The 19,152-nt window shown below is 66.8% G+C and carries 20 protein-coding genes; 3 read left to right on the forward strand and 17 right to left on the reverse strand.

What is annotated here, in order from left to right; genetic code table 11:
* Positions 1 to 165: 165 nt before the first annotated feature.
* The 8 genes from K4G53_RS01625 to K4G53_RS01660 form a co-directional block, all read right to left on the reverse strand.
* A complete protein-coding gene (locus K4G53_RS01625; protein WP_221383761.1) occupies positions 166 to 1,455 on the reverse strand; it encodes an MFS transporter in 1,290 nt (429 codons plus the stop codon).
* Between the two features lie 55 nt (positions 1,456 to 1,510).
* Positions 1,511 to 2,431, reverse strand: a complete 921-nt coding sequence (locus K4G53_RS01630) for an SseB family protein (protein ID WP_221383762.1) — start codon at positions 2,429 to 2,431, stop codon at positions 1,511 to 1,513.
* A gap of 22 nt (positions 2,432 to 2,453) precedes the next feature.
* Positions 2,454 to 3,200, reverse strand: coding sequence for a bifunctional 1-(5-phosphoribosyl)-5-((5-phosphoribosylamino)methylideneamino)imidazole-4-carboxamide isomerase/phosphoribosylanthranilate isomerase PriA (gene priA, locus K4G53_RS01635; protein WP_221383763.1), 747 nt, complete (start codon positions 3,198 to 3,200; stop codon positions 2,454 to 2,456).
* 51 nt (positions 3,201 to 3,251) lie between these two features.
* The gene (locus K4G53_RS01640) at positions 3,252 to 3,410 is read right to left on the reverse strand and encodes a hypothetical protein (RefSeq protein ID WP_221383764.1); all 159 of its coding nucleotides are present in this window, start codon (positions 3,408 to 3,410) and stop codon (positions 3,252 to 3,254) included.
* The gene (gene hisH, locus K4G53_RS01645; RefSeq protein WP_221383765.1) at positions 3,411 to 4,175 is read right to left on the reverse strand and encodes an imidazole glycerol phosphate synthase subunit HisH; all 765 of its coding nucleotides are present in this window, start codon (positions 4,173 to 4,175) and stop codon (positions 3,411 to 3,413) included. It lies immediately after the preceding gene.
* Positions 4,172 to 4,798, reverse strand: a complete 627-nt coding sequence (gene hisB, locus K4G53_RS01650) for an imidazoleglycerol-phosphate dehydratase HisB (RefSeq protein ID WP_221383766.1) — start codon at positions 4,796 to 4,798, stop codon at positions 4,172 to 4,174. The genes hisH and hisB overlap by 4 nt, the downstream gene beginning before the upstream one ends.
* A gap of 75 nt (positions 4,799 to 4,873) precedes the next feature.
* Positions 4,874 to 5,992 (reverse strand): histidinol-phosphate transaminase, encoded by a 1,119-nt coding sequence (locus tag K4G53_RS01655; protein WP_221383767.1) that lies wholly within the window; start codon positions 5,990 to 5,992, stop codon positions 4,874 to 4,876.
* A gap of 91 nt (positions 5,993 to 6,083) precedes the next feature.
* Positions 6,084 to 6,500, reverse strand: a complete 417-nt coding sequence (locus K4G53_RS01660; protein WP_221383768.1) for a LysM peptidoglycan-binding domain-containing protein — start codon at positions 6,498 to 6,500, stop codon at positions 6,084 to 6,086.
* Between the two features lie 391 nt (positions 6,501 to 6,891).
* Between K4G53_RS01660 and lexA the strand changes: the two genes are divergently transcribed.
* Positions 6,892 to 7,626, forward strand: a complete 735-nt coding sequence (gene lexA / locus K4G53_RS01665) for a transcriptional repressor LexA (RefSeq protein ID WP_221383769.1) — start codon at positions 6,892 to 6,894, stop codon at positions 7,624 to 7,626.
* A 66-nt stretch (positions 7,627 to 7,692) separates the two neighbouring features.
* Here lexA and K4G53_RS01670 read toward each other — a convergent pair whose 3' ends face one another.
* Both K4G53_RS01670 and hflX read right to left on the reverse strand, forming a co-directional pair.
* Positions 7,693 to 9,753: an ATP-dependent DNA helicase gene (locus tag K4G53_RS01670; protein WP_221383770.1), complete on the reverse strand. Its 2,061-nt coding sequence runs from the start codon at positions 9,751 to 9,753 to the stop codon at positions 7,693 to 7,695.
* Positions 9,746 to 11,326 carry a GTPase HflX gene (hflX, locus tag K4G53_RS01675; protein WP_221383771.1) on the reverse strand — a complete coding sequence of 527 codons (1,581 nt, stop codon included), beginning with the start codon at positions 11,324 to 11,326 and terminating at the stop codon, positions 9,746 to 9,748. Before hflX ends, K4G53_RS01670 begins: the two co-directional genes overlap by 8 nt.
* A 420-nt stretch (positions 11,327 to 11,746) precedes the next feature.
* Here hflX and K4G53_RS01680 point away from each other — a divergent pair, with 420 nt between their 5' ends.
* Positions 11,747 to 12,370 carry a class I SAM-dependent methyltransferase gene (locus tag K4G53_RS01680; RefSeq protein ID WP_221383772.1) on the forward strand — a complete coding sequence of 208 codons (624 nt, stop codon included), beginning with the start codon at positions 11,747 to 11,749 and terminating at the stop codon, positions 12,368 to 12,370.
* Here the strand turns inward: K4G53_RS01680 and dapF are convergent.
* The 6 genes from dapF to K4G53_RS01710 form a co-directional block, all read right to left on the reverse strand.
* Positions 12,342 to 13,286, reverse strand: a complete 945-nt coding sequence (dapF, locus tag K4G53_RS01685; RefSeq protein ID WP_221383773.1) for a diaminopimelate epimerase — start codon at positions 13,284 to 13,286, stop codon at positions 12,342 to 12,344. The genes K4G53_RS01680 and dapF overlap by 29 nt on opposite strands.
* 43 nt (positions 13,287 to 13,329) lie before the next feature.
* A complete protein-coding gene (gene miaA / locus K4G53_RS01690) occupies positions 13,330 to 14,226 on the reverse strand; it encodes a tRNA (adenosine(37)-N6)-dimethylallyltransferase MiaA (protein WP_221383774.1) in 897 nt (298 codons plus the stop codon).
* A 3-nt stretch (positions 14,227 to 14,229) separates the two neighbouring features.
* A complete protein-coding gene (gene miaB, locus K4G53_RS01695; RefSeq protein ID WP_221383775.1) occupies positions 14,230 to 15,786 on the reverse strand; it encodes a tRNA (N6-isopentenyl adenosine(37)-C2)-methylthiotransferase MiaB in 1,557 nt (518 codons plus the stop codon).
* 3 nt (positions 15,787 to 15,789) lie between these two features.
* Positions 15,790 to 16,314 (reverse strand): regulatory protein RecX, encoded by a 525-nt coding sequence (locus K4G53_RS01700; RefSeq protein WP_221383776.1) that lies wholly within the window; start codon positions 16,312 to 16,314, stop codon positions 15,790 to 15,792.
* A 162-nt stretch (positions 16,315 to 16,476) separates the two neighbouring features.
* Positions 16,477 to 17,532 carry a recombinase RecA gene (gene recA / locus K4G53_RS01705; protein WP_221384047.1) on the reverse strand — a complete coding sequence of 352 codons (1,056 nt, stop codon included), beginning with the start codon at positions 17,530 to 17,532 and terminating at the stop codon, positions 16,477 to 16,479.
* 241 nt (positions 17,533 to 17,773) lie between these two features.
* Entirely contained in the window at positions 17,774 to 18,001 is a 228-nt protein-coding gene (locus tag K4G53_RS01710; RefSeq protein WP_221383777.1) for a DUF3046 domain-containing protein, read from the reverse strand.
* 41 nt (positions 18,002 to 18,042) lie between these two features.
* On the opposite strand from K4G53_RS01710, the gene K4G53_RS01715 reads away from it, so the two are divergent.
* Complete coding sequence (locus K4G53_RS01715) at positions 18,043 to 18,588, forward strand: MarR family winged helix-turn-helix transcriptional regulator (protein ID WP_221383778.1); 546 nt, start codon at positions 18,043 to 18,045, stop codon at positions 18,586 to 18,588.
* A gap of 93 nt (positions 18,589 to 18,681) precedes the next feature.
* On the opposite strand, the gene K4G53_RS01720 is transcribed toward K4G53_RS01715, so the two are convergent.
* Positions 18,682 to 19,134, reverse strand: coding sequence for a helix-turn-helix domain-containing protein (locus tag K4G53_RS01720; RefSeq protein ID WP_260323035.1), 453 nt, complete (start codon positions 19,132 to 19,134; stop codon positions 18,682 to 18,684).
* Between the last annotated feature and the right edge of the window lie 18 nt (positions 19,135 to 19,152).

Genomic DNA, 19,152 nt, shown 5'->3' on the forward strand with positions numbered 1-19,152 from the left:
GGACAGCCTCAACAACCGGCCACGCCCCACCCTCGGCCTCGCAACCCCCAAGCAGAAATTCAACGAACTCCTCCTCGCCGCAGCAGCCTAACCGTTGCAACCACCACTTGACTTTCCAGGGGCCAAAAGGGCAGTTACGGAGCAATCGATGACCGGGGGAATGGCTCAGGCGGCGGCTCTGCGCCGGCGCTGCTGGAGAACCAGCCCAACGAGGCACAGCGCCACCCCGGCAGCACCCACGGAGACAAACCCGCCGGACGGTCCCATCACGTCGATGAAGACGCCCGCCAGCGGCGAACCGAGTGCCACCCCCGCAGTCAGGGCCGAACCGTACCAGCCCATTGCCTCCCCGCGGCGTTCCTCAGGCACCAGGTCTGCGACCTTTTCGGACGCGGCGGAGAGCACGGGGGCGCACAGGATGCCGGGCAGCAGGGAGACCAGGGCAAGGCTCCACGTGTCCTGGGCGAACGCCATGGGCACCGTCAGCGCGGACATGCCCAGGAGCAGGATGATGGGCGGGACGGGCCGGTGCATGGCGCCATAAATGAGCCCGCCCGCCACCGATGCCGCACACCAAAACAGAAACACGACGCCGATTTCGCGCTGGTGCCCGCCGGTCTCCAGTGCCGCAACAATTCCCACGTCCGTCCCGCTGAGGACCATCCCGGCGCCGGCTGCCACGGCGAACACGGCGGCCACCGTGGACGTGAACCAGGCGAAGTTGCCGGCCACCTTCGCCCGCAGGCCGGATGAATCCGCGGTTCCGGCAGGCACCAGCCCGGCGGCAGCTTCCTGCACGTGGGCCGGGGCGGCGGATACGACAGCGGCTTCCGCTGCACGGCGCTGGTCCTTCGCGCTCTCCAGCGTTTCCTCCCGGCTGCGGGTGGGCGGGTTGAACCACATCAGGAACAGCCCGGCGAGGGACGTGGAGACGCCCACCACGGTCAGGCCGGCAGTGGTAAAGCCGCTGGTGGCCACCACGGCGCCGGCGGCAGGCCCGATCATGAACACGACTTCGGTACTGATCGCATCCAGGGCAAACGCGGTGCGGCGCTGCCCGCCGTCGGCCAGGACCCCCAGCGACTGGCGCACCACGCTGAAGATGGGCAGCGTCAACAGGCCGCCAACGAAAACAAGGGGAAGCAGCCACTGGTAGGACACATGCGGCACTACGGACCAAATGACGGTTTCCGAGACCACGGAAGGAATCAGCGCAGTACGCAGGCCGGCAGTGTCAACACGGCGCCCGCGCCAGGGAGCGCCCACGGCAATACCGATGGTCATCACGGCTGCGGCTGCACCGGCCGCCGCATAGCCTTCGCCCAGGGTGAGGACGATGTGCAGGGTGAGCAGCACGCCGGCCGCGGAATGCGGAATGCGGGCAACCATGCCCACCAGCAGCAGACGCCGGATGGGCCGTACGGCAAGCAACTCCCGGTAGAGAGTGAAATTCACGAAGCGATCCTCCAGGTATGCCGCAGACCGCCCGGGGATCACCCGCAGTCTGGAGCTAGTGGGAAGCGCGCCTCAGCTTGATTTCCAGCGAGTCCACGCGCTCTCCAAACAATACATTCCGGGACCACTCCCCCTGGAGCCCGGCCACCAGGGCCTGCACTGCGGGGGCATCGAGGCCGTCCTCGAGGTACAGCACCACCTGCAGCTCCGGCCCGGCGCCGCCGCCAGGAACCAGTGAGCCGTCGGCCGCGAGGGCCTGTACTCCCCCGCCGGGCTTGAGCTCGATGCTGCGGACTGCAGGAAAAGCCTGGGCTCCGCGGCCCATCCCGGCGGCCAGTTCCGGGTCGAGGTAGGACGGGATCCACTCCTGCTGCTTGGCCAGCGCCCAGACGGCGGGCCGGCGCACCACGAACGTCAGGTCCGCTCCCGGGTCCAGGACCACGAGTTCGGCGCCTTCTGCCACTGCGGAGAGCGCCGCCCGCGCGGCATACACCGCCACCGGCCGTGCCTCAGGATGCCAGGCGGCCAGGGCTGCTGCGGAGGTGAAGGCGGGAAGGGCAGTCCGCCCGTCGGCCGCCCGGAGGGTGACCAGCGCCATGTCCGCCTGCTTATCGGCGTGCAGGCCGTGCCCGGTTTCCGCTTCCTCGGCAAGCTGGGCCACGATGGGGATGAAGACCCTTGCTGTTGCCAGTGCGGCGACCACGTCCGCCTCGCCGCCCGCCCCCTTCCGGAGCGCGGCAACGGCGGCGAGGTAGCCGGCATCGGCCGTTCCGTCGTCGTCCTCGAAGTTGTGGATCCGGGCGTCTTCCCCGGCCAGGCTGCGCCCGGCCCAGGGCTGTCCCGCTGAATCCGCGCTCCCGCCCGCCCCCGCCAGGGCAGCGGCAATGTGCCCCGGCAACTGGCGCGCGGCCGGGGTGCCCGGCCTGTCGGAGCCGGGCAGGTCGCTGGGGCTGGACTGGCCTTCTGAAGCAGGCATGACGCGGCGGCCCTCCCGGCGCCTAGCGGCGGCCGGCGACGTCGAGTGCTTCGGGAAGCGTGAAGGCCCCGGCATAGAGGGCCTTGCCCACGATGGCGCCTTCCACGCCCAGCGGCACCAGCGAACGCAGCACCTTCAGGTCGTCAAGGCTCGATATGCCACCGGACGCGACAACGGGCTTGCCGGTCTTCTCCACCATCTGGCGCAGGAGTTCAACGTTGGGGCCCTGGAGCGTGCCGTCCTTGGTCACATCTGTGACCACATACCGGGAACACCCGGCTTCCTCAAGGCGGTCCAGGACGTCCCAGAGATCTCCGCCTTCCTTGGTCCAGCCGCGGCCGGCCAGCGTGGTTCCGCGGACATCCAGCCCGACGGCGATTTTGTCTCCGAAACGCTCGATGGCCCGGCGCGTCCACTCCGGGTTTTCCAAGGCAGCAGTACCAAGGTTGACGCGCGCCACGCCCAGGTTGAGGGCCGCTTCCAGCGTTTCGTCGTCGCGGAGGCCACCGGAGAGTTCAACCTTGATGTCCAGCCGGCCCACGACCTCGCGGAGCAGGTCGGCGTTCGAGCCGCGTCCGAAAGCTGCGTCCAGGTCCACCAGGTGCACCCATTCAGCACCCTGCTGCTGCCAGTTCAGCGCCGCTTCGAGGGGGGTGCCGTAGCTCGTCTCGCTGCCCGCCTCGCCCTGGACGAGCCGGACGGCCTGGCCATTGACGACGTCGACGGCGGGCAGCAGTTCAAGTACCGGCAGGTCATATGCGGTGGTCATACTCATCCTTGGTGTTGTTTCTGTCGAGGCAAACGGAAGGCCGGGTGGCGGTCAGCCGGCGGGGAGCGTCAGCAGGTAAGCAGCGAGCAGCGACATCGCGGCCAGGACGCAGAACACAACCTGCGTCCACAACGGCCTGTGCTGCTGCCGGAAAGCGATGGCGCCGCCGATCAGGAGTCCGGCGAGGCCCATCAGCAGGACGGACCACATTCAGGCGTCGCTGCCGGTGCCGGTGGTTTCGCTGGTCCCGGGGTGGCTGGCGGCGGGCTTGCGCAGCCCTTCCACCCAGTTGCGCAGCAGCCGCGCGCCGGCATCGCCGGACTTCTCCGGGTGGAACTGCGTGGCACACAGCGGGCCGTTTTCGACGGCGGCGATGAACGGGCCTCCGTGCTCGGACCACGTGACCAGGGGCGGTGCCATCCGGGGCTGAATGACGTCGAAGTTCCATTCCTGCACGCCGTAGGAGTGCACGAAGTAGAACCGTTCGTTCTCGACGCCGGCAAAGAGTTTGGAGCCTTCCGGAACCTTGACGGTGTTCCAGCCCATGTGCGGAACGACGTCCGCCGGCAGCGCCTCCACCTTGCCGGGCCATTCGCCGATGCCTTCGGCTTCGGTGCCGTGTTCCACGCCTGCTTCGAACAGGACCTGGAGGCCGACGCAAATGCCCAGCACTGGCCGCCCGCCTGCAACGCGCCTGCCGATGAGCCGGATCCCGTCCACTGCCTTGAGTTCGCGCATGACGGTCTCGAAAGCGCCCACTCCGGGCACCACCAAACCGTCGGCATTGAGCACATCCTCCGGCTTGGCGCTGAGGATCACCTCCGCACCGGCGCGCTCCAAGGCACGCACGGCGGACCTGACGTTTCCCGAACCGTAATCGAGCACCGTGACGGTCGGCTTGCCCTCCGGCGAAGGCAGCTTCCGCGAGGCGGAGGGATCGACGATGGCACCGTCCTTGAGGATCTGCCCGCTCACAGCGCGCCCTTGGTGGAAGGGATGCCCTCTACGCGGGGGTCGGGTTCGACGGCGGCGCGCAGGGCGCGGGCAAAGGCCTTGAACTGCGCCTCGACAATGTGGTGCGGGTCGCGGCCGGCAAGCACGTTCATGTGCAGGCAGATACCGGCGTGCAGCGTGATGGCTTCAAACACGTGCCGGGTGAGGGACCCGGTGAAGTGGCCGCCGATCAGGTGGTATTCCTGGCCTGCAGGCTCGCCGCCGTGGACGAGGTAAGGCCGGCCCGAGACGTCGACTACGGCGTGGGCCAGTGCTTCGTCCAGCGGGACGGTGGCTTCGCCGAACCTGCGGATGCCTGCCTTGTTGCCGAGCGCCGAGCGCAGGACCTCGCCGAAGGTGATGGCGACGTCCTCCACTGTGTGGTGGACGTCGATGTGGATATCGCCGGTGGCCTTCACTGTCATGTCGATCAGCGAGTGCTTGCACAGGGCAGTGAGCATGTGGTCGTAGAACGGCACTGAGGTGTCGATGTCCGAGACGCCGGTACCGTCAAGGTTGATTTCCACGAGCACGGACGACTCGCTGGTGGCTCGCTCCATGCGGGCTGTCCTGGCCTCGGCGGCGTTCGATCCGGTGGAAGTCATGGTGAAGGATCCTTTTAGGGAGTGGTTGGTTCAAGGCGTCCAGCGCTGCTGCACCCGGAAGCCGCTGTATCAAGTCTAGGCGGGAAGCGCGGCCTGTCCGGCAAGAATGCGTTCCAGTGACGTGAGGAACGCTGTGGTTTCCGCCTCAGTGCCTGCCGTGACCCGGAGGTGGCCGGGGATTCCGACGTCGCGGATCAGCACGCCCGCGTCCAGGAGTTCCTGCCAGACCTGGTGGGGATTCTCGAGGCCGCCAAAGAAAACGAAGTTGGAATCCGAAGCGGCGGGGGTCAGGCCCATCCGGGTCAGGCCTTCGACGATGCGGTCCCGTTGCTTCTTGATGTCCTCGACCTCCGCCATCAGCGCTTCCCGGTGTTCGAGGGCAGCGAGGGCTGTTGCCTGCGTGATGGCGGAGAGGTGGTACGGCAGCCGCACCAGGCGGAGGGCGTCGGTGACTTCCGGGGCTGCAGCCATGTAGCCGAGGCGGGCGCCGGCCAGCGCGAAGGCCTTGCTCATGGTGCGGGAGACGATCAGCCGCTCCCTGCCGGGCAGCAGGGTCAGGGCGCTGGGCGTACCCTCGTGGGCAAACTCGTGGTACGCCTCATCAACGATCACGATGGTTTGGCTTTCCGCCCCTGCGTCGTAGACGGCCTCCACGACATCCAGGCCGAGTCCGGTCCCGGTGGGGTTGTTCGGGGAACAGAGGAACACGATGTTCGGCTGGAGTTCCCTGACCTGGCGGGCTGCCGATTCTGCGCTGAGGTCGTAGTTCCCCGCGCGTTCGCCGGTGATGTAGCGGGTATCCGTGCCGCTGGCGAGCAGAGGGTACATGGAGTACGTGGGCGGGAAACCAAGGGCGGTGCGGCCGGGGCCGCCAAAGGCCTGGAGGATTTGCTGCAGGACCTCGTTGGACCCGTTGGCTGCCCACAGGTTGGACGCGTCCAAACCGTGTCCAAGGTATTCCGCCAGTGCCCGCCGAAGATCTGTGAACTCCCGGTCCGGGTAGCGGTTCAGTCCCGCAGCGGCCTCGGTCACGGCGGCAGCGATGGCTGCGCGCACATCGGCCGGGACACCGTGGGTGTTCTCGTTGACGTTAAGGAGGATGGGGACATCCAGCTGGGGTGCCCCGTAGGGGGTGAGCCCGCGAAGGTTGCTGCGGAGGGGAAGCCGGTTCAGACGTTCTAGCTGGTCGTTCACCTGAACAGTTTAGTTGCCTCGGCAACGACCGGAAAATGTGACAGCTTCCGTTCGCCCTCGGCGTGGCTCCGCACGGCCGGGCCCGCCCCGGTCAGCGGGTGGGAACGAAAAGCTGTTGGCCGGGCAGGACGGCACCTGCCGCGAGATTGTTGAGCTGCACGATATCCGCAACAACGTCGCGGGCGTCGCGGCCTGGTGCGACTTCACCTGCGATGGCCCAGAGGGACTGGCCGGGCTGGACCGTCACAGTCACGGTGGGCGTCAGCCCAAGGTCAGCTGCGGAATCGGAGGCCTTGGCCGGGGAGTTGAAGAGGCCGGACAAGGACAACAGGAGCACAGCCAGGAGCATGGCCGGGATGCCGATCAGGACGAGCCTGCCGCGGCGGGTCAGTCGAATCCGGCCGGACGCCGCCTGGCGGACGCGGCGTGCTGGTTCGCGGCGGGACAGCAGTTGCTGCACCGGGAACTGCCGCGGACGGGAAACCTGGGGAAGAGATAAAGCTGACATGAACTTAGCCCTCCTGGACCAATACTGTGCTGCAACCAAACCGGCCGGGCACCGGCGGAGGTACCCGCCTTCCGCACCCGCCGCGGCCATCCCTCCCGAAGATCACCCCGGATCTGGTTTTCCGGTGCCATCTTCGAACGGGAAGACGCGGACTAGAACACATGTTCGAACTTTGCTGGTTCAGTTTTAGCACTTATCAACGAACAATGTCGAGACTCGCTAGAACAAATGTTTGAAAAAGCGATGTGGCTGGCCTAGCTTTGAGAACAAAGAACAACCACCAGGAAAGTTGACCAGCAGGGTCTGACAATGACGGTGGGGATCCTTCCGGCGGCGCTGTTGGACAGCACGGTGCGGGAGGTCCGGTGGCAACCGAAAGGCATTGGCGTTTATGGCAGCAGCAGCCGCCGGAGGCAGGACGGCCCCGCAGCACAAGAGGAGCGCCAAGGGCCTGACACCACGGCAGAAGAAGATCCTCGAAACGATCCAGCGCTCAGTCAATGAGAACGGATATCCGCCCTCAATGCGCGAGATCGGGGATACGGTCGGCCTCGCAAGCCTTTCCAGTGTGACCCACCAGCTTTCACAGCTGGAAAAGCTCGGCTACCTCCGCAGGGACCCGAAACGGCCCCGCGCCATGGAAGTGCTGATGCCCCTCACCCTGGACCGTGGCGCAGCCAAGGCCGAGGGTACGCCGTCGCCGCACGCACCCGGTGCAGGAGCCACCGTAACGGAGCTGCCCACAGCGCTGGATACTGCCATGGTTCCGCTGGTGGGCCGCATTGCGGCCGGCGGTCCCATCCTGGCGGACCAGGTGATTGAAGATGTCATGCCGCTCCCCCGCCAGCTCGTCGGCCAGGGTGAGCTCTTCATGCTCAAGGTGGCCGGTGATTCAATGGTGGATGCGGCCATTTGCGACGGCGACTGGGTGGTGGTCCGGCGCCAGGCTGACGCCGCCAACGGTGACATCGTCGCTGCGCTGCTGGACGACGAGGCCACGGTCAAGACGTTCCGGCAGCGCGATGGCCACACCTGGCTGCTCCCGCAGAACACGCAGTACGAGCCCATCCTGGGCGACCACGCCACCATCATGGGCAAAGTGGTCTCTGTCCTGCGCTCACTGTGATCCGCCGTACCCGCTGATCCGCCGTACCCGCTGATCCGCCGTACCCGCTGATCCGCTGTACCCGTCCTAGGCGGAGGCTTCGGCCCCCAGCCGGCTGAGGGCCGCCAAAGCCTTGCTGCGGTCCGTCGTGGACCAGAACGGCGGCAGGGCAGCCCGCAGGAATCCGGCATAGCGCTCGGTGGCGAGGCGGGAATCCAGGACAGCCACCACGCCTTTGTCCCCCGTTGACCTGATGAGCCGGCCGGCCCCCTGGGCGAGGCGGATCGCTGCATGGGTTGCAGAAACGGACATGAAACCGTTGCCCCCGGCCTGTGCCACGGCCCGTGAACGTGCCGTCATCAGGGGGTCATCCGGGCGCGGGAACGGAATCCGGTCGATCACCACCAGCCGGCACGACCCGCCGGGAACATCCACCCCCTGCCACAGCGACATGGTTCCGAACAGGCAGGTGTCAGGCTCGTCCGCGAACTGCTTGACCAGCGCGGTCATGGTGGACTCACCCTGGCAGAGGATCTTCACGCCGACCTTGGCGCGGAGGGCATCGGCGGCCTCCTCCGCCGCGCGGCGGGACGAAAACAGGCACAGCGCTCCCCCGCCGGAGGCCTTGATGAGTGCTTCCAGTTCGGCCAGCGCTTCGGCGGAAACACCGCGCCCGGGTTTGGGCAGGTGCCCGGCCACATAGAGGATCCCCTGCCGCGGGTAGTCGAAGGGCGAGCCAACATCCACCCCGGTCCAGCTGGGTGCGCCCTCGCCAATCAGGCCCAGGCCGCCCGCGGCCGGTTCAAACGCGGAACCGATGGCCAACGTAGCGGACGTCAGCACGACCGTGTGCCCGGCGAAGAGCCCTTCGCGCAGCCTTCCGGCGACGGAGAGCGGGGCGATGTTGATCAGTACCGGCGCGCTCTCGTCCGGCTGGGAATACCCCTGGCCGGGATCGAATGTGCTGGCGCGGGAGAACCAGACCACCTCGCGGTTCTCCCGGGCGGCGATCAGCCGCTCGCAGAGTTCCAGGATGAGCATGAGCCGTGACCTGGCAAGCTGCCTGCCGCCGTCGGCCGTGGTGTTGCTGTCCCCCTTCGAATCTGACAACGCGGCACGGCAGGCTTCCCGCAACTGGTCCACGCAGTCCAGCTGCTCGTCGTTCAGGCCGTTGGGCAGCAGGCCGCCCGGGGCGCCCGCCAGGGCGAGCTCCAGGTTGGCAGCGGCGGCATTGAGGGCGTCGACGGTGATGGCGGTGTGCTTCCGTGCGCCTGCGGCGGCCGCGTGCACCATGGCCACGGACAGCTGCCCGGTGACGGCCCCGGTGACCCGGTCCTGCAGTTCGTGGGCTTCGTCCACCACCACGACATCGTACTCAGGCAGGACCGCCAGCCCCTCAAAGGCACTGACGGCGAGCATGGCGTGGTTGGTGACCACGACGTCGGCCTCGGCAGCGTCCTGCCGCGCGAGTTCGCTGAAGCATTCGGCGGCCATGGGGCACTTTTGTGCCCCGAGGCATTCCATGGAAGTCACGGAGACCTGCCGCCAGGCCCTGTCGGTAACACCGGGCAGCAACTCGTCCCGGTCACCTGTAGCCGTCTTCTCTGCCCATTCGCGCAGGCGCACCACTTCCTTGCCCAGCTGGGAGGCCGGGCCTCCCACCGCGGCAGCGAAGTGCGGGACGCTCGTGTCCTCGCCGAGGGAGAAAAGCTGGCCTTCGGCAGGTTCTTCCGACGGGAAGCCGCCTTCGAGCTTATGCCGGCAGACGTAGTTGGACCTGCCCTTGACCAGCGCCACCTTGACGGGGCGCTCCAGCGCCGGGCCGATGTTCTTCAGGAGCCTGGGCAGGTCCCTGCCCACAATCTGCGTCTGCAGTGCCAGGGTGGCTGTCGAGACCAGCGCGGGTTTGTCGCTTTCGAGCGCATGGGCAATGAGCGGCACAAGGTAGGCCAGCGATTTGCCGGTGCCGGTGCCGGCCTGGACCAGCAGGTGGTTGCCCGTTTCGATCGCCTGCGCCACCTGCCGCGCCATTTCGTGCTGGCCCGCGCGGCTTTGACCGCCCATGCCCGCAACGGCCCGGTCGAGCAGTTCGAGGACGAACTGCCCGCCGGCCGTCTCCGTGGCTTTTCCGGCCGCGGGGTCAGTCATTGCTGGCGAATGGTTCCAGTTCGGACGCGAGGCCTTCCCGCACCATCACGACGGCCTTGGTGCCCGTCTCCCCGTGGTCCAGGCTGATGATTTCCGCGTCCGACTCGTGGAGCTTGCTGACCAGGTCACCGCGGTCATACGGGATCAGCAGTTCGAGCTTGACGCTGGGCCGCGGAATGGAGTCGCTGATGGCCTTCAGCAGCTCTGCAATACCCTCGCCGGTGCGGGCCGACACCACCACGTGCCGCGGCTCGCGCTGCTTGAGCCGCTCCACCACGAAAGGATCCGCGGCGTCGGCCTTGTTCAGCACGATGATCTCGGGCACCTTGCGCGCATCGACTTCACTGAAGACCTTGCGGACGGCGGCGATCTGCCCTTCCGGGTCCGGGTGGGAGGCGTCGACGACGTGCAGGATCAGGTCAGCGTCCGCCACCTCTTCAAGGGTGGAGCGGAATGCTTCCACGAGCTGGGTGGGCAGGGATCGGACGAACCCGACGGTGTCGGCCAGGGTGTACCCCAGGCCGTCAGCCGTCTCAGCTTTGCGGACGGTGGGATCGAGCGTGGCGAACAGTGCGTTCTCCACGAGGACGCCGGCGTCCGTGAGGCGGTTGAGCAGCGAAGATTTTCCGGCGTTGGTGTACCCGGCGATGGCCACCGAGGGGACTTCATTACGACGGCGATTGGCGCGCTTGGTCTCGCGGGCAGGCTTCATCGCGGCGATTTCCCGCCGCAGCTTGGCCATGCGCGTACGGATCCGCCGGCGGTCCAGTTCGATCTTGGTCTCACCGGGGCCACGGGAGCCCATGCCGGCAGCTGCGCCACCCACCTGGCCACCAGCCTGGCGGGACATCGATTCACCCCAGCCTCGAAGGCGTGGAAGCAGGTATTCGAGCTGGGCCAGCTCAACCTGGGCCTTGCCCTCGCGGCTCTTGGCATGCTGGGCGAAGATGTCCAGGATCAGGGCCGTGCGGTCGATGACCTTGACCTTGACGATGTCCTCAAGGCCACGCCGCTGGGATGGCGCCAGTTCGGCGTCGACCACCACGGTGTCCGCGCCGGTGGCCATGACGATGTCCTTGAGTTCCTGGGCTTTACCGGATCCAAGGAACGTGCCGGGATCCGGCTTGTCCCTGCGCTGAACGAGGCCGTCGAGTACTTCCGAGCCGGCCGTCTCGGCGAGGGCGGCCAACTCGCGCAGCGAGTTTTCGGCGTCTGCGAGGGTTCCCTCGGACCAGAGGCCGGCCAGGACCACCCGCTCCAGGCGGAGCTGGCGGTATTCGACCTCGGTGACGTCCTCGAGTTCGGTGGACAGGCCTGCCGTCCGGCGCAGGGCGCGGCGTTCCTCGAGGTCCTGTTGGTCGCCGTCGAACGCGCTGTGTTCCTCATCAAGGCGGGAAATCGCCTGCGCCGTGCCGAGGACCTTTTTTCCATTGCCGCTGCCTTCACCGGCGGGCGTGCTGACGTTCTTGGCCGGTACGTCCTTGGCGAGGATCCGGTCGATGACAGCTTGGATCTCCTCAGGGCTCATGTCCTGGGCGGCTGGATCGGAACCGGTGTTGGGGTGGCTGGTCATGGTCTCCTTTGAAGATTCGGCAGTTCCAGAATAGTGCCGATCGGTGGAATGTGCTGAAGAATTCGCGGTGGGCTGACGACCTGCGGTCACATGTTCTCCTGGTTGCTGGCGCCGCCGGCCTTCTTGGCGGGCAGCGGACGGTGCCGCGTCACAAAGGCGGCAGGAAAGGCCGGAGAAATGGCGGGAAGTGCAGCGAAAAGACTGACTTCGAGTATTGTCCGGCGGCCGGAGCAGACGCTTGGCGACTGGTCCGGTGCACAAGCGGAAGGCGATGTTCGCCTGCGTCGCTGTGGGACGTTGCTGCGGAGCGGGCTAAGCCCGGGCCGGCTACTCGAAGATCAGGAACATGCGTTAAACCGTAGCAGAGGCCTGCGGCCGCGGTTTCCCATTACGCTGCAAGGGGAACTACTCTGGCCAGTTATGGAGTCCGCACACTATTTCAGCGCCACCCCCGCCGGCCCCTTTACCCGCAAACCGCTCACGGTTGAACTGGCAGGCCAGACGCGAAAGCTGCAGACGTCCACCGGCATCTTCAGCCCGGACGGAATCGACAAGGGAACCGCCGTCCTCCTGGCCGAAGTCCCGCCACCACATCCCGCCGGGAATCTGCTGGACATCGGGTGCGGCTGGGGTCCGGTCGCCCTCACCATGGCGTTGCTCGCCCCGGAGTCCAAGGTCTACGCGGTGGACGTCAACGAACGCTGCATCGCGTTGACCAATGAGAACGCGGCATCACTGGGCCTGTCCAATGTGGTCGCGGGAACGCCTGAGTCCGTGGACCCCGAAGTGCGCTTCGACACGATCTGGTCGAATCCGCCCATCCGCATCGGCAAGGATCAGCTGCATGCGCTGCTCAAGCTGTGGCTTCCGCGGCTGGCCGACGGCGGCACCGCGTGGCTGGTGGTGCAGAAGAACCTGGGCTCGGACTCGCTGCAGCGCTGGCTGGCAGCCGAATTGGACGAATCCTTCACGGTGTCGCGCGCATCGACGTCCAAGTCCTTCCGCATCCTCACGGTCAGGAAAGAGTCCCGCTCGCCACAATGACGGCGGGGCCGCTGAGCTCAACGTGCTCGTGGCCGCCGGGGCCGGCAAAGAACTTCACGCCCACCACGCCTCCGGGAACGTGGACACGCCAGGTGTCAGGCGCCTCGGCGCCGGCCCAGTGCCGGATGGCGACGGCGGCCGCACACGCTCCGGTGCCACAGGACTGGGTCTCCCCCACGCCGCGTTCGTGCACGCGCATGGTGACTGAGCCGACGCCGTCGTGCACCAGCGGTTCCGCGGGCACCACGAACTCGACGTTGGTTCCGTTGGGGGGAACCGGATCCACCTTCGGCGCGGTGAAGAGCCGGGTGCCGGCCAGCTCGGACAGTTCGGCAAGGGCCACCACGGTGTGCGGGTTGCCCATGCTCACCGAGAGTGCCGGCCTGGCAACTTCCAGCCCGTCAGCGGTGACCAGGGAATCCATGGCCTTGGCGCTGGCTTCGCCGGGGAAGATGAACTCCCAGGGCCCCATGTCCACCGCGTAGCCATCCCCGGCGCGGACCACGGTCTTGACCCCGCCCCGGGTGCCGATGGCGAGCGATCCGCCGTCGGGCAAATTGACCAGGCCCTCGGTGCGCAGGAAGTGGACGAAGACCCTTACCCCGTTGCCGCACATTTCGGACAGTGAGCCGTCGGCGTTGCGGTAGTCCATGAACCATTCCGCGTCGGGATTTTCGGAGAGCAGTTCGCGGCCTTCGGGAAGGAAACGTGACGGCACGGCCCTGATCAGCCCGTCGGCGCCGATGCCGCGGTGCCGGTCACAGAGCGCCGCGGCCTGACCGGCGTCGATGGCCTGCGTCCCGTCAGGGTCGGCTGTCAGGACGAAGTCGTTGCCGGTCCCGTGCCCCTTGGAAAAGCGGAGCCCGCCCAGGGTGCGGAAGGCGGAGTCGGAAGTTTCTGTGGAGGTGGCATCCATGGTGTCAAGCGTAGCGGCGGATGCTGCCGGTGCTGAAACGCGGCTACCTGGACAGCTCTGCGGCCTTGCTGTTGAGGTCAGGATCCTGCCAGTCCAGCCAGCTGATGCGGGGGTCGGCGCGGAACCACGTGAGCTGCCGGCGGGCAAACTGCCGGGTGGCCACAATAGTTTCCTCCGCTGCCTCCCTGACAGTGGAAAGACCGTCGAGAACCCGGAGGAACTGCGAATACCCGAGGGCGCGGGAGGCGGTTTTGCCGCTGCGCAGGCCTTGGGCGTCTAGGCGTTGGACCTCGGCGAGCAGCCCGGCATCCACCATCCGGTGCACGCGGGCGGCCAGTCGCTCCCGCAGGACCTCGCGGTCCACGCTGAGCCCCACCTGGATGGCCGGCTGGTAGTACTCGCGGCGCGGCATGAAGGAGCTGAAGGGCCGGCCGGTGAGCTCATGGACTTCCAGTGCGCGGATGATCCTCCGGTCATCGGACAGCCGTTCCGCCGAGACTGGGTCCACGGCATGCAGCCTGGCCAGCATTGCGGGCGTCCCCTGGTCCGCCAGTTCCGCCTCGAGCCGTTTCCGAAGCCGTGGGTCCGTCCCGGGAAACTCCAGCACGTCCAGGGCAGCCCGCACGTAGAGCCCGGAGCCCCCGGCCAGGATGGCGCGTTTACCGCGTGCGTGGATGTCAGCAATGGCATCGCGCGCCTGCTGCTGGAAGTCGGAGACGCTCGCTTCCTGCGTTACGTCGAGGATGTCCAGCAGGTGGTGCGGCACTCCCCTGCGTTCGGCCACGGTCATCTTGGCCGTGCCGATATCCATGCCGCGGTAGAACTGCATGGCGTCGGCGTTGACGACCTCGCCGTCAAGTTCGAGGGCAAGGTTGACGGCGAGGTCGGACTTACCGGAGCCGGTAGGGCCGACGACGGCGATGACGGGCGGAGCGTCCACCTGTCAGCGGGTGCGCAGCGGCAGCGAGGGCATGCCGAGGGAGACGCCCTTCTGGCCCGCACCGGCACCCGGGGCCGGAGCCCCGCAGGAGTCTGCTTGGGACCTGTCCCAGGCGTCGCCGGCCCGTGACCGTCGCAGGTGGTAGTCCTCAGGCTTGGGATCGGCGATGAGATGGAACGCGGCGGCTTCGGTGACGGTCACGGTCACGAGGTCCCCGGGCCTGGGCGCAGGCGCACCGTCCGGGACGGAGAAGTGGACCAGCCGCTGGTCCTGCGAACGTCCCGAGAGGCGGTGCGTTTCCTCGGCCTTGCGGCCGGACTGGGCGGTGACCATGACTTCCACCCGGCGGCCGAGCTGCTTCCGGTTCTCCTCTGCGGCGATCCGGTCCTGCAGCGCGGTGAGCCGCTCGAAGCGTTCCTGGACCACCGCCTTGGGCAGCTGGTCGGGCAGGTCGGCGGCGGGCGTCCCGGGGCGCTTGGAGTACTGGAACGTGAAGGCGGTGGCGAAGCGCGACTGTTCCACCACGTCCAGCGTGGCCTGGAAGTCTTCCTCTGTTTCGCCGGGGAAACCGACGATGATGTCGGTGGAGATCGCGGCATTCGGGATCTTTTCCCGGACCTTGTCCAGGATGCCCAGGAACTTCGTGGAGCGGTACGAGCGCTTCATGGCCCGGAGGATGCTGTCGGAGCCGGACTGCAGCGGCATGTGCAGCTGCGGCATGACATTGGGCGTTTCGGCCATGGCGTCGATGACGTCATCGGTGAAGGCGGCAGGGTGGGGGCTGGTGAAGCGAACCCGTTCCAGTCCCTCGATTTCGCCGCAGGCCCGCAACAGCTTGGAGAAGGCCTGGCGGTCGCCGAATTCGACGCCATAGGAGTTCACGTTCTGGCCGAGCAGCGTAACCTCGATGGCGCCGTCGTCGACAAGCGCCTGGATCTCGGCGAGGATTTCCCCCGGCCGGCGGTCCTTTTCCTTCCCGCGGAGGGAGGGCACGATGCAGAAGGTGCAGGTGTTGTTGCAGCCGACGGAGATGGATACCCAGCCGGAGTACACAGAGTCCCGCTTGGTGGGAAGGGTGGACGGGAAGACGTCCAGGGATTCCAGGATCTCCAGCTGTGCTTCGTTGTTGTGCCGGGCCCGGTCAAGGAGGGCGGGCAGCGCACCCACGTTATGGGTGCCGAAGACCGCATCAACCCACGGAGCCTTCTTCAGGATGGTTTCCCGGTCCTTCTGCGCCAGGCAGCCGCCAACGGCGATCTGCATTCCGGGGTTGGCTGCTTTGACCGGGGCCAGGATGCCGAGGTTGCCGTAGAGCTTGTTGTCGGCGTTTTCACGGACCGCGCAGGTGTTGAACACCACAACGTCGGCCTGTTCGCCCTCCGCCGGCACGTAGCCGGCATCTTCAAGCATTCCGGCCATCCGCTCCGAGTCGTGAACGTTCATCTGGCACCCGAAGGTGCGCACCTGGTACGTACGCGGGCGGCTGCCGGCATCCTGCGGGGTGGCTTCTGCCGCAGGGGTGGGGGCGCTGGAAGGGGAGGAAGGGATGGTCAAACTCACCCGTTAAGGGTACCGGTTCCCCAGCGGATCGCTGTCGGGATCCTGGGAATCGAGGACCTCGTTGACGATCCGGAACGCCTGCGACGGCTGATAGCCCTTTCGCGCCAGCATCGACGCCAGCCGCCGGACAGCTTTCTCCCGCTCTGCCTGGCCGGAAAGGTCTGTTCCAGGACGCAGCTTACGCTGCACCAGGGTTCTCGCCGCAGCTTCTTCGTCCGCGTCCGTCAGCTGTTCCAGGGCTGCACTGGCGGTTTCCTGGTCGATGCCCTTGTCGGCCAGCTCACGCCGGAGGGCACCCTTCGCGAGCTTGCGCGACTGTGCACGGCTCCTGACCCACATGTCGGCGAATTCGGCGTCGTTGATCAGCCGCGCTTCCTCGAACCTGTCCAGCACCGATTCCGCAACGTCCTCCGGGATGTTCCGTTCGGCGAGCTTCCGTGCCAGCTGCAGCCTGCTCTTGGCGGACGCCGTCAGCTGCCGGTAGACAATGGCCTGGGCGACGGAAACCGGATCCGGCTCAGCATCCACGGCCCGGGGATCGTCCGGAACGGCGAACCCGCCCGGGTGCCCTGCAGAAGGGCTTCCGGAACGGTTCCGCCGGGCCCGCCCCTTCGGGGACCGGCTGTCCCTAGCGCCCGTTCCCTGAACGGGCGCTTCAGGACGCTGCGCTTCAGACGACCAGCTCAACGGCTAGAACCCGTCGACGGCTTTCAGCTTCGGCGAATCCTTGGGCTCCTCTTCGGCCGCCTTTACCCCGACGCCGAGCTTCTCCTTGATCAGGCGCTCCAGTTCGGCGGCGAGCTCGGGATTGTCGCGGAGGAAGCGGCGGGAGTTCTCCATGCCCTGGCCCAGCTGGTCCCCGTCATAGGTAAACCACGAGCCCGACTTCTTGATGATGCCGTGCTCCACGCCCATGTCGATGATGCCGCCCTCGCGGGAGATGCCCTGGCCGTAGATGATATCGAACTCGGCGACCTTGAAGGGCGGGGCCATCTTGTTTTTGACGATCTTGGCCTTGGTGCGGTTGCCGACAGAATCGGCGCCTTCCTTGAGCGTCTGGATGCGGCGGACGTCGATGCGGACCGACGCGTAGAACTTCAGGGCCTTACCACCGGTGGTGGTTTCGGGGGAACCGAAGAACACGCCAATCTTTTCGCGGAGCTGGTTGATGAAGATCGCCGTGGTCTTCGTCTGGCTCAGGCGGCCGGTGATCTTACGGAGGGCCTGGCTCATGAGCCGGGCCTGCAGGCCCACGTGGCTGTCGCCCATGTCGCCTTCGATTTCAGCGCGGGGCACCAGGGCGGCAACGGAGTCGATAACGATGACGTCCAGCGAGCCGGAGCCCACCAGCATGTCCATGATCTCCAGGGCCTGCTCGCCGGTATCCGGCTGGGACACCAGGAGGGCGTCCGTGTCGACGCCCAGCTTTGCGGCATAGTCCGGGTCCAGCGCGTGCTCGGCGTCGATGAAGGCGGCGATGCCGCCCGCGCGCTGTGCATTCGCCACGGCGTGCAGGGCCACGGTGGTCTTACCCGAGGATTCCGGGCCGTAGATTTCGATGACGCGGCCGCGGGGAAGGCCGCCGATGCCGAGGGCCACGTCCAGTGCGATGGAGCCGGTGGGAATGACTTCGATGGGGGCACGGACTTCGTCGCCCAGGCGCATCACCGAACCCTTGCCGAACTGCTTGTCAATCTGGGCCAGCGCTGCTTCCAGCGCCTTGGCACGATCCGGGGCTGCCGCCATGGTTGACACCTCTAATGCTTTCTCGATGGTGGCCTTCGCGGCCGTTTTCTTGGTCATCTCTGACGCTAAGGGGACCCACTGACATTCCGGCCTGAGGACGACGGCTATGTGGATAAACCCAATAGGAAAAGCATAGCTTTATCCGAACAGGTATTCGAAGAGCCGGCGCCGTGCGGCGTGTCAGCAGTAGTTGGTGCCCGGAAGGCCGTTGCCCCGCTGGTCCTGGAAAGCCGTGGCCAGGTCAGTGGTCCCTGCGCGGGGGGATGTCCCGTCCCAGCCGCCGTTCGGCCGGCACGTCCTGGACGTCGCAGACTGCCAGCCACACCCTGCGCGGCTCCACCCCGGCTGCCAGGGCCTGGTCCGCGGTGCGGCCGCCCACCCCGGAAAGGACCAGGGTGCTGCTCAGGACGCGGGAGTAGCCCGCGCCGAACTCGTCGTCCATGAGCCGCCAGTACTCGCTGATTCGCATCGATAAATCCTCTCATGAGTGTGGACCCTAGAATTGTTGCCATGAGCAACTCCCCCGATGCCCCGTCCGAGTCCGGCGCAGGCGAAGCTGCCGCCGATGAGGCCCTGCAAAACGTCGAACACCAGATCAGTCTTTTTTGGCGGCGGGCCCGGGCCATCTCCAACCAGCTCTCGCGGGAAGTGCACCCGGACATGGAACCCGCAGCCTACGGGCTGCTGACCGTCATCCGCCGCGAGGGGCCCATCCGCCTTACCGAACTCGCCATGAACATCGGGGTGGGCAAGCCGTCGGTCAGCCGCCAGATCGCGTTCCTGGAAAGCCTGGGGCTGGTGTCGAAGGAGGCGGACCCGCTGGACCGGCGCGCGCAGTCCATCCGGCTCACGCCCAAGGGTGAGGAGAAGATGCACCAGGTACAGGACGCGCGGCGACAGGTGTTCCAGGAGCGGCTGCGTGAATGGCCGGTGGAGGACCTGCAGGAGCTGGCGCGCTACATGGCCAAGCTCAACTCCACCTACGAGCGGGACGGGTTCCCCAGGGAGCCCCAGGACGGGGATACCCCGTCCGCGCCGCGGGCACAGGAAGACTGAACAGGAGTTGCAGAACAGAAGGAAGCCTCCGGCATGGCCGGAGGCTTCCTTCTGTATAAGGCCGTGCTTTAGGTGGCCTGGTCCGGACTGCCCTTACCGGGCGCCGGAGAGAAGGCCATTGGAAAGCTCGTCGTTCAGTTCAGTGTTGAGGTCGCGCTCAAGGTCGCGGCCGTAACGCTGAGAGAATTCCTGCGGGACGGTGTCCGGAACTGCTACGCCCTCAGCCACTGCCACGCGGTCACTGACCTCGCGGAGCATGCTGGACAGCGGAACATCCAGTGCCGAGCAGATCGAGGACAAAAGCTCAGATGATGCTTCCTTCTGGCCGCGCTCCACTTCGCTGAGGTATCCCAGGGAGACACGGGCACTGTGCGAAACTTCACGGAGCGTACGTCCCTGCCGCTGGCGGACATCGCGCAGGACATCACCGATTTCGTGACGAAGTACTACCATCTTGCGCTCCTTCTGTTCGCTCTTAGCCTGTTCGGCGAGGCCCACATCCTTCCAGCGGACAACGCCGTTTACGGATACGGGCTGCTTTACCATCTGTATCGCCTTGCTCCC

The sequence above is a fragment of the Arthrobacter sp. MAHUQ-56 genome (assembly GCF_019710585.1).
GTDB lineage: Bacteria > Actinomycetota > Actinomycetes > Actinomycetales > Micrococcaceae > Arthrobacter.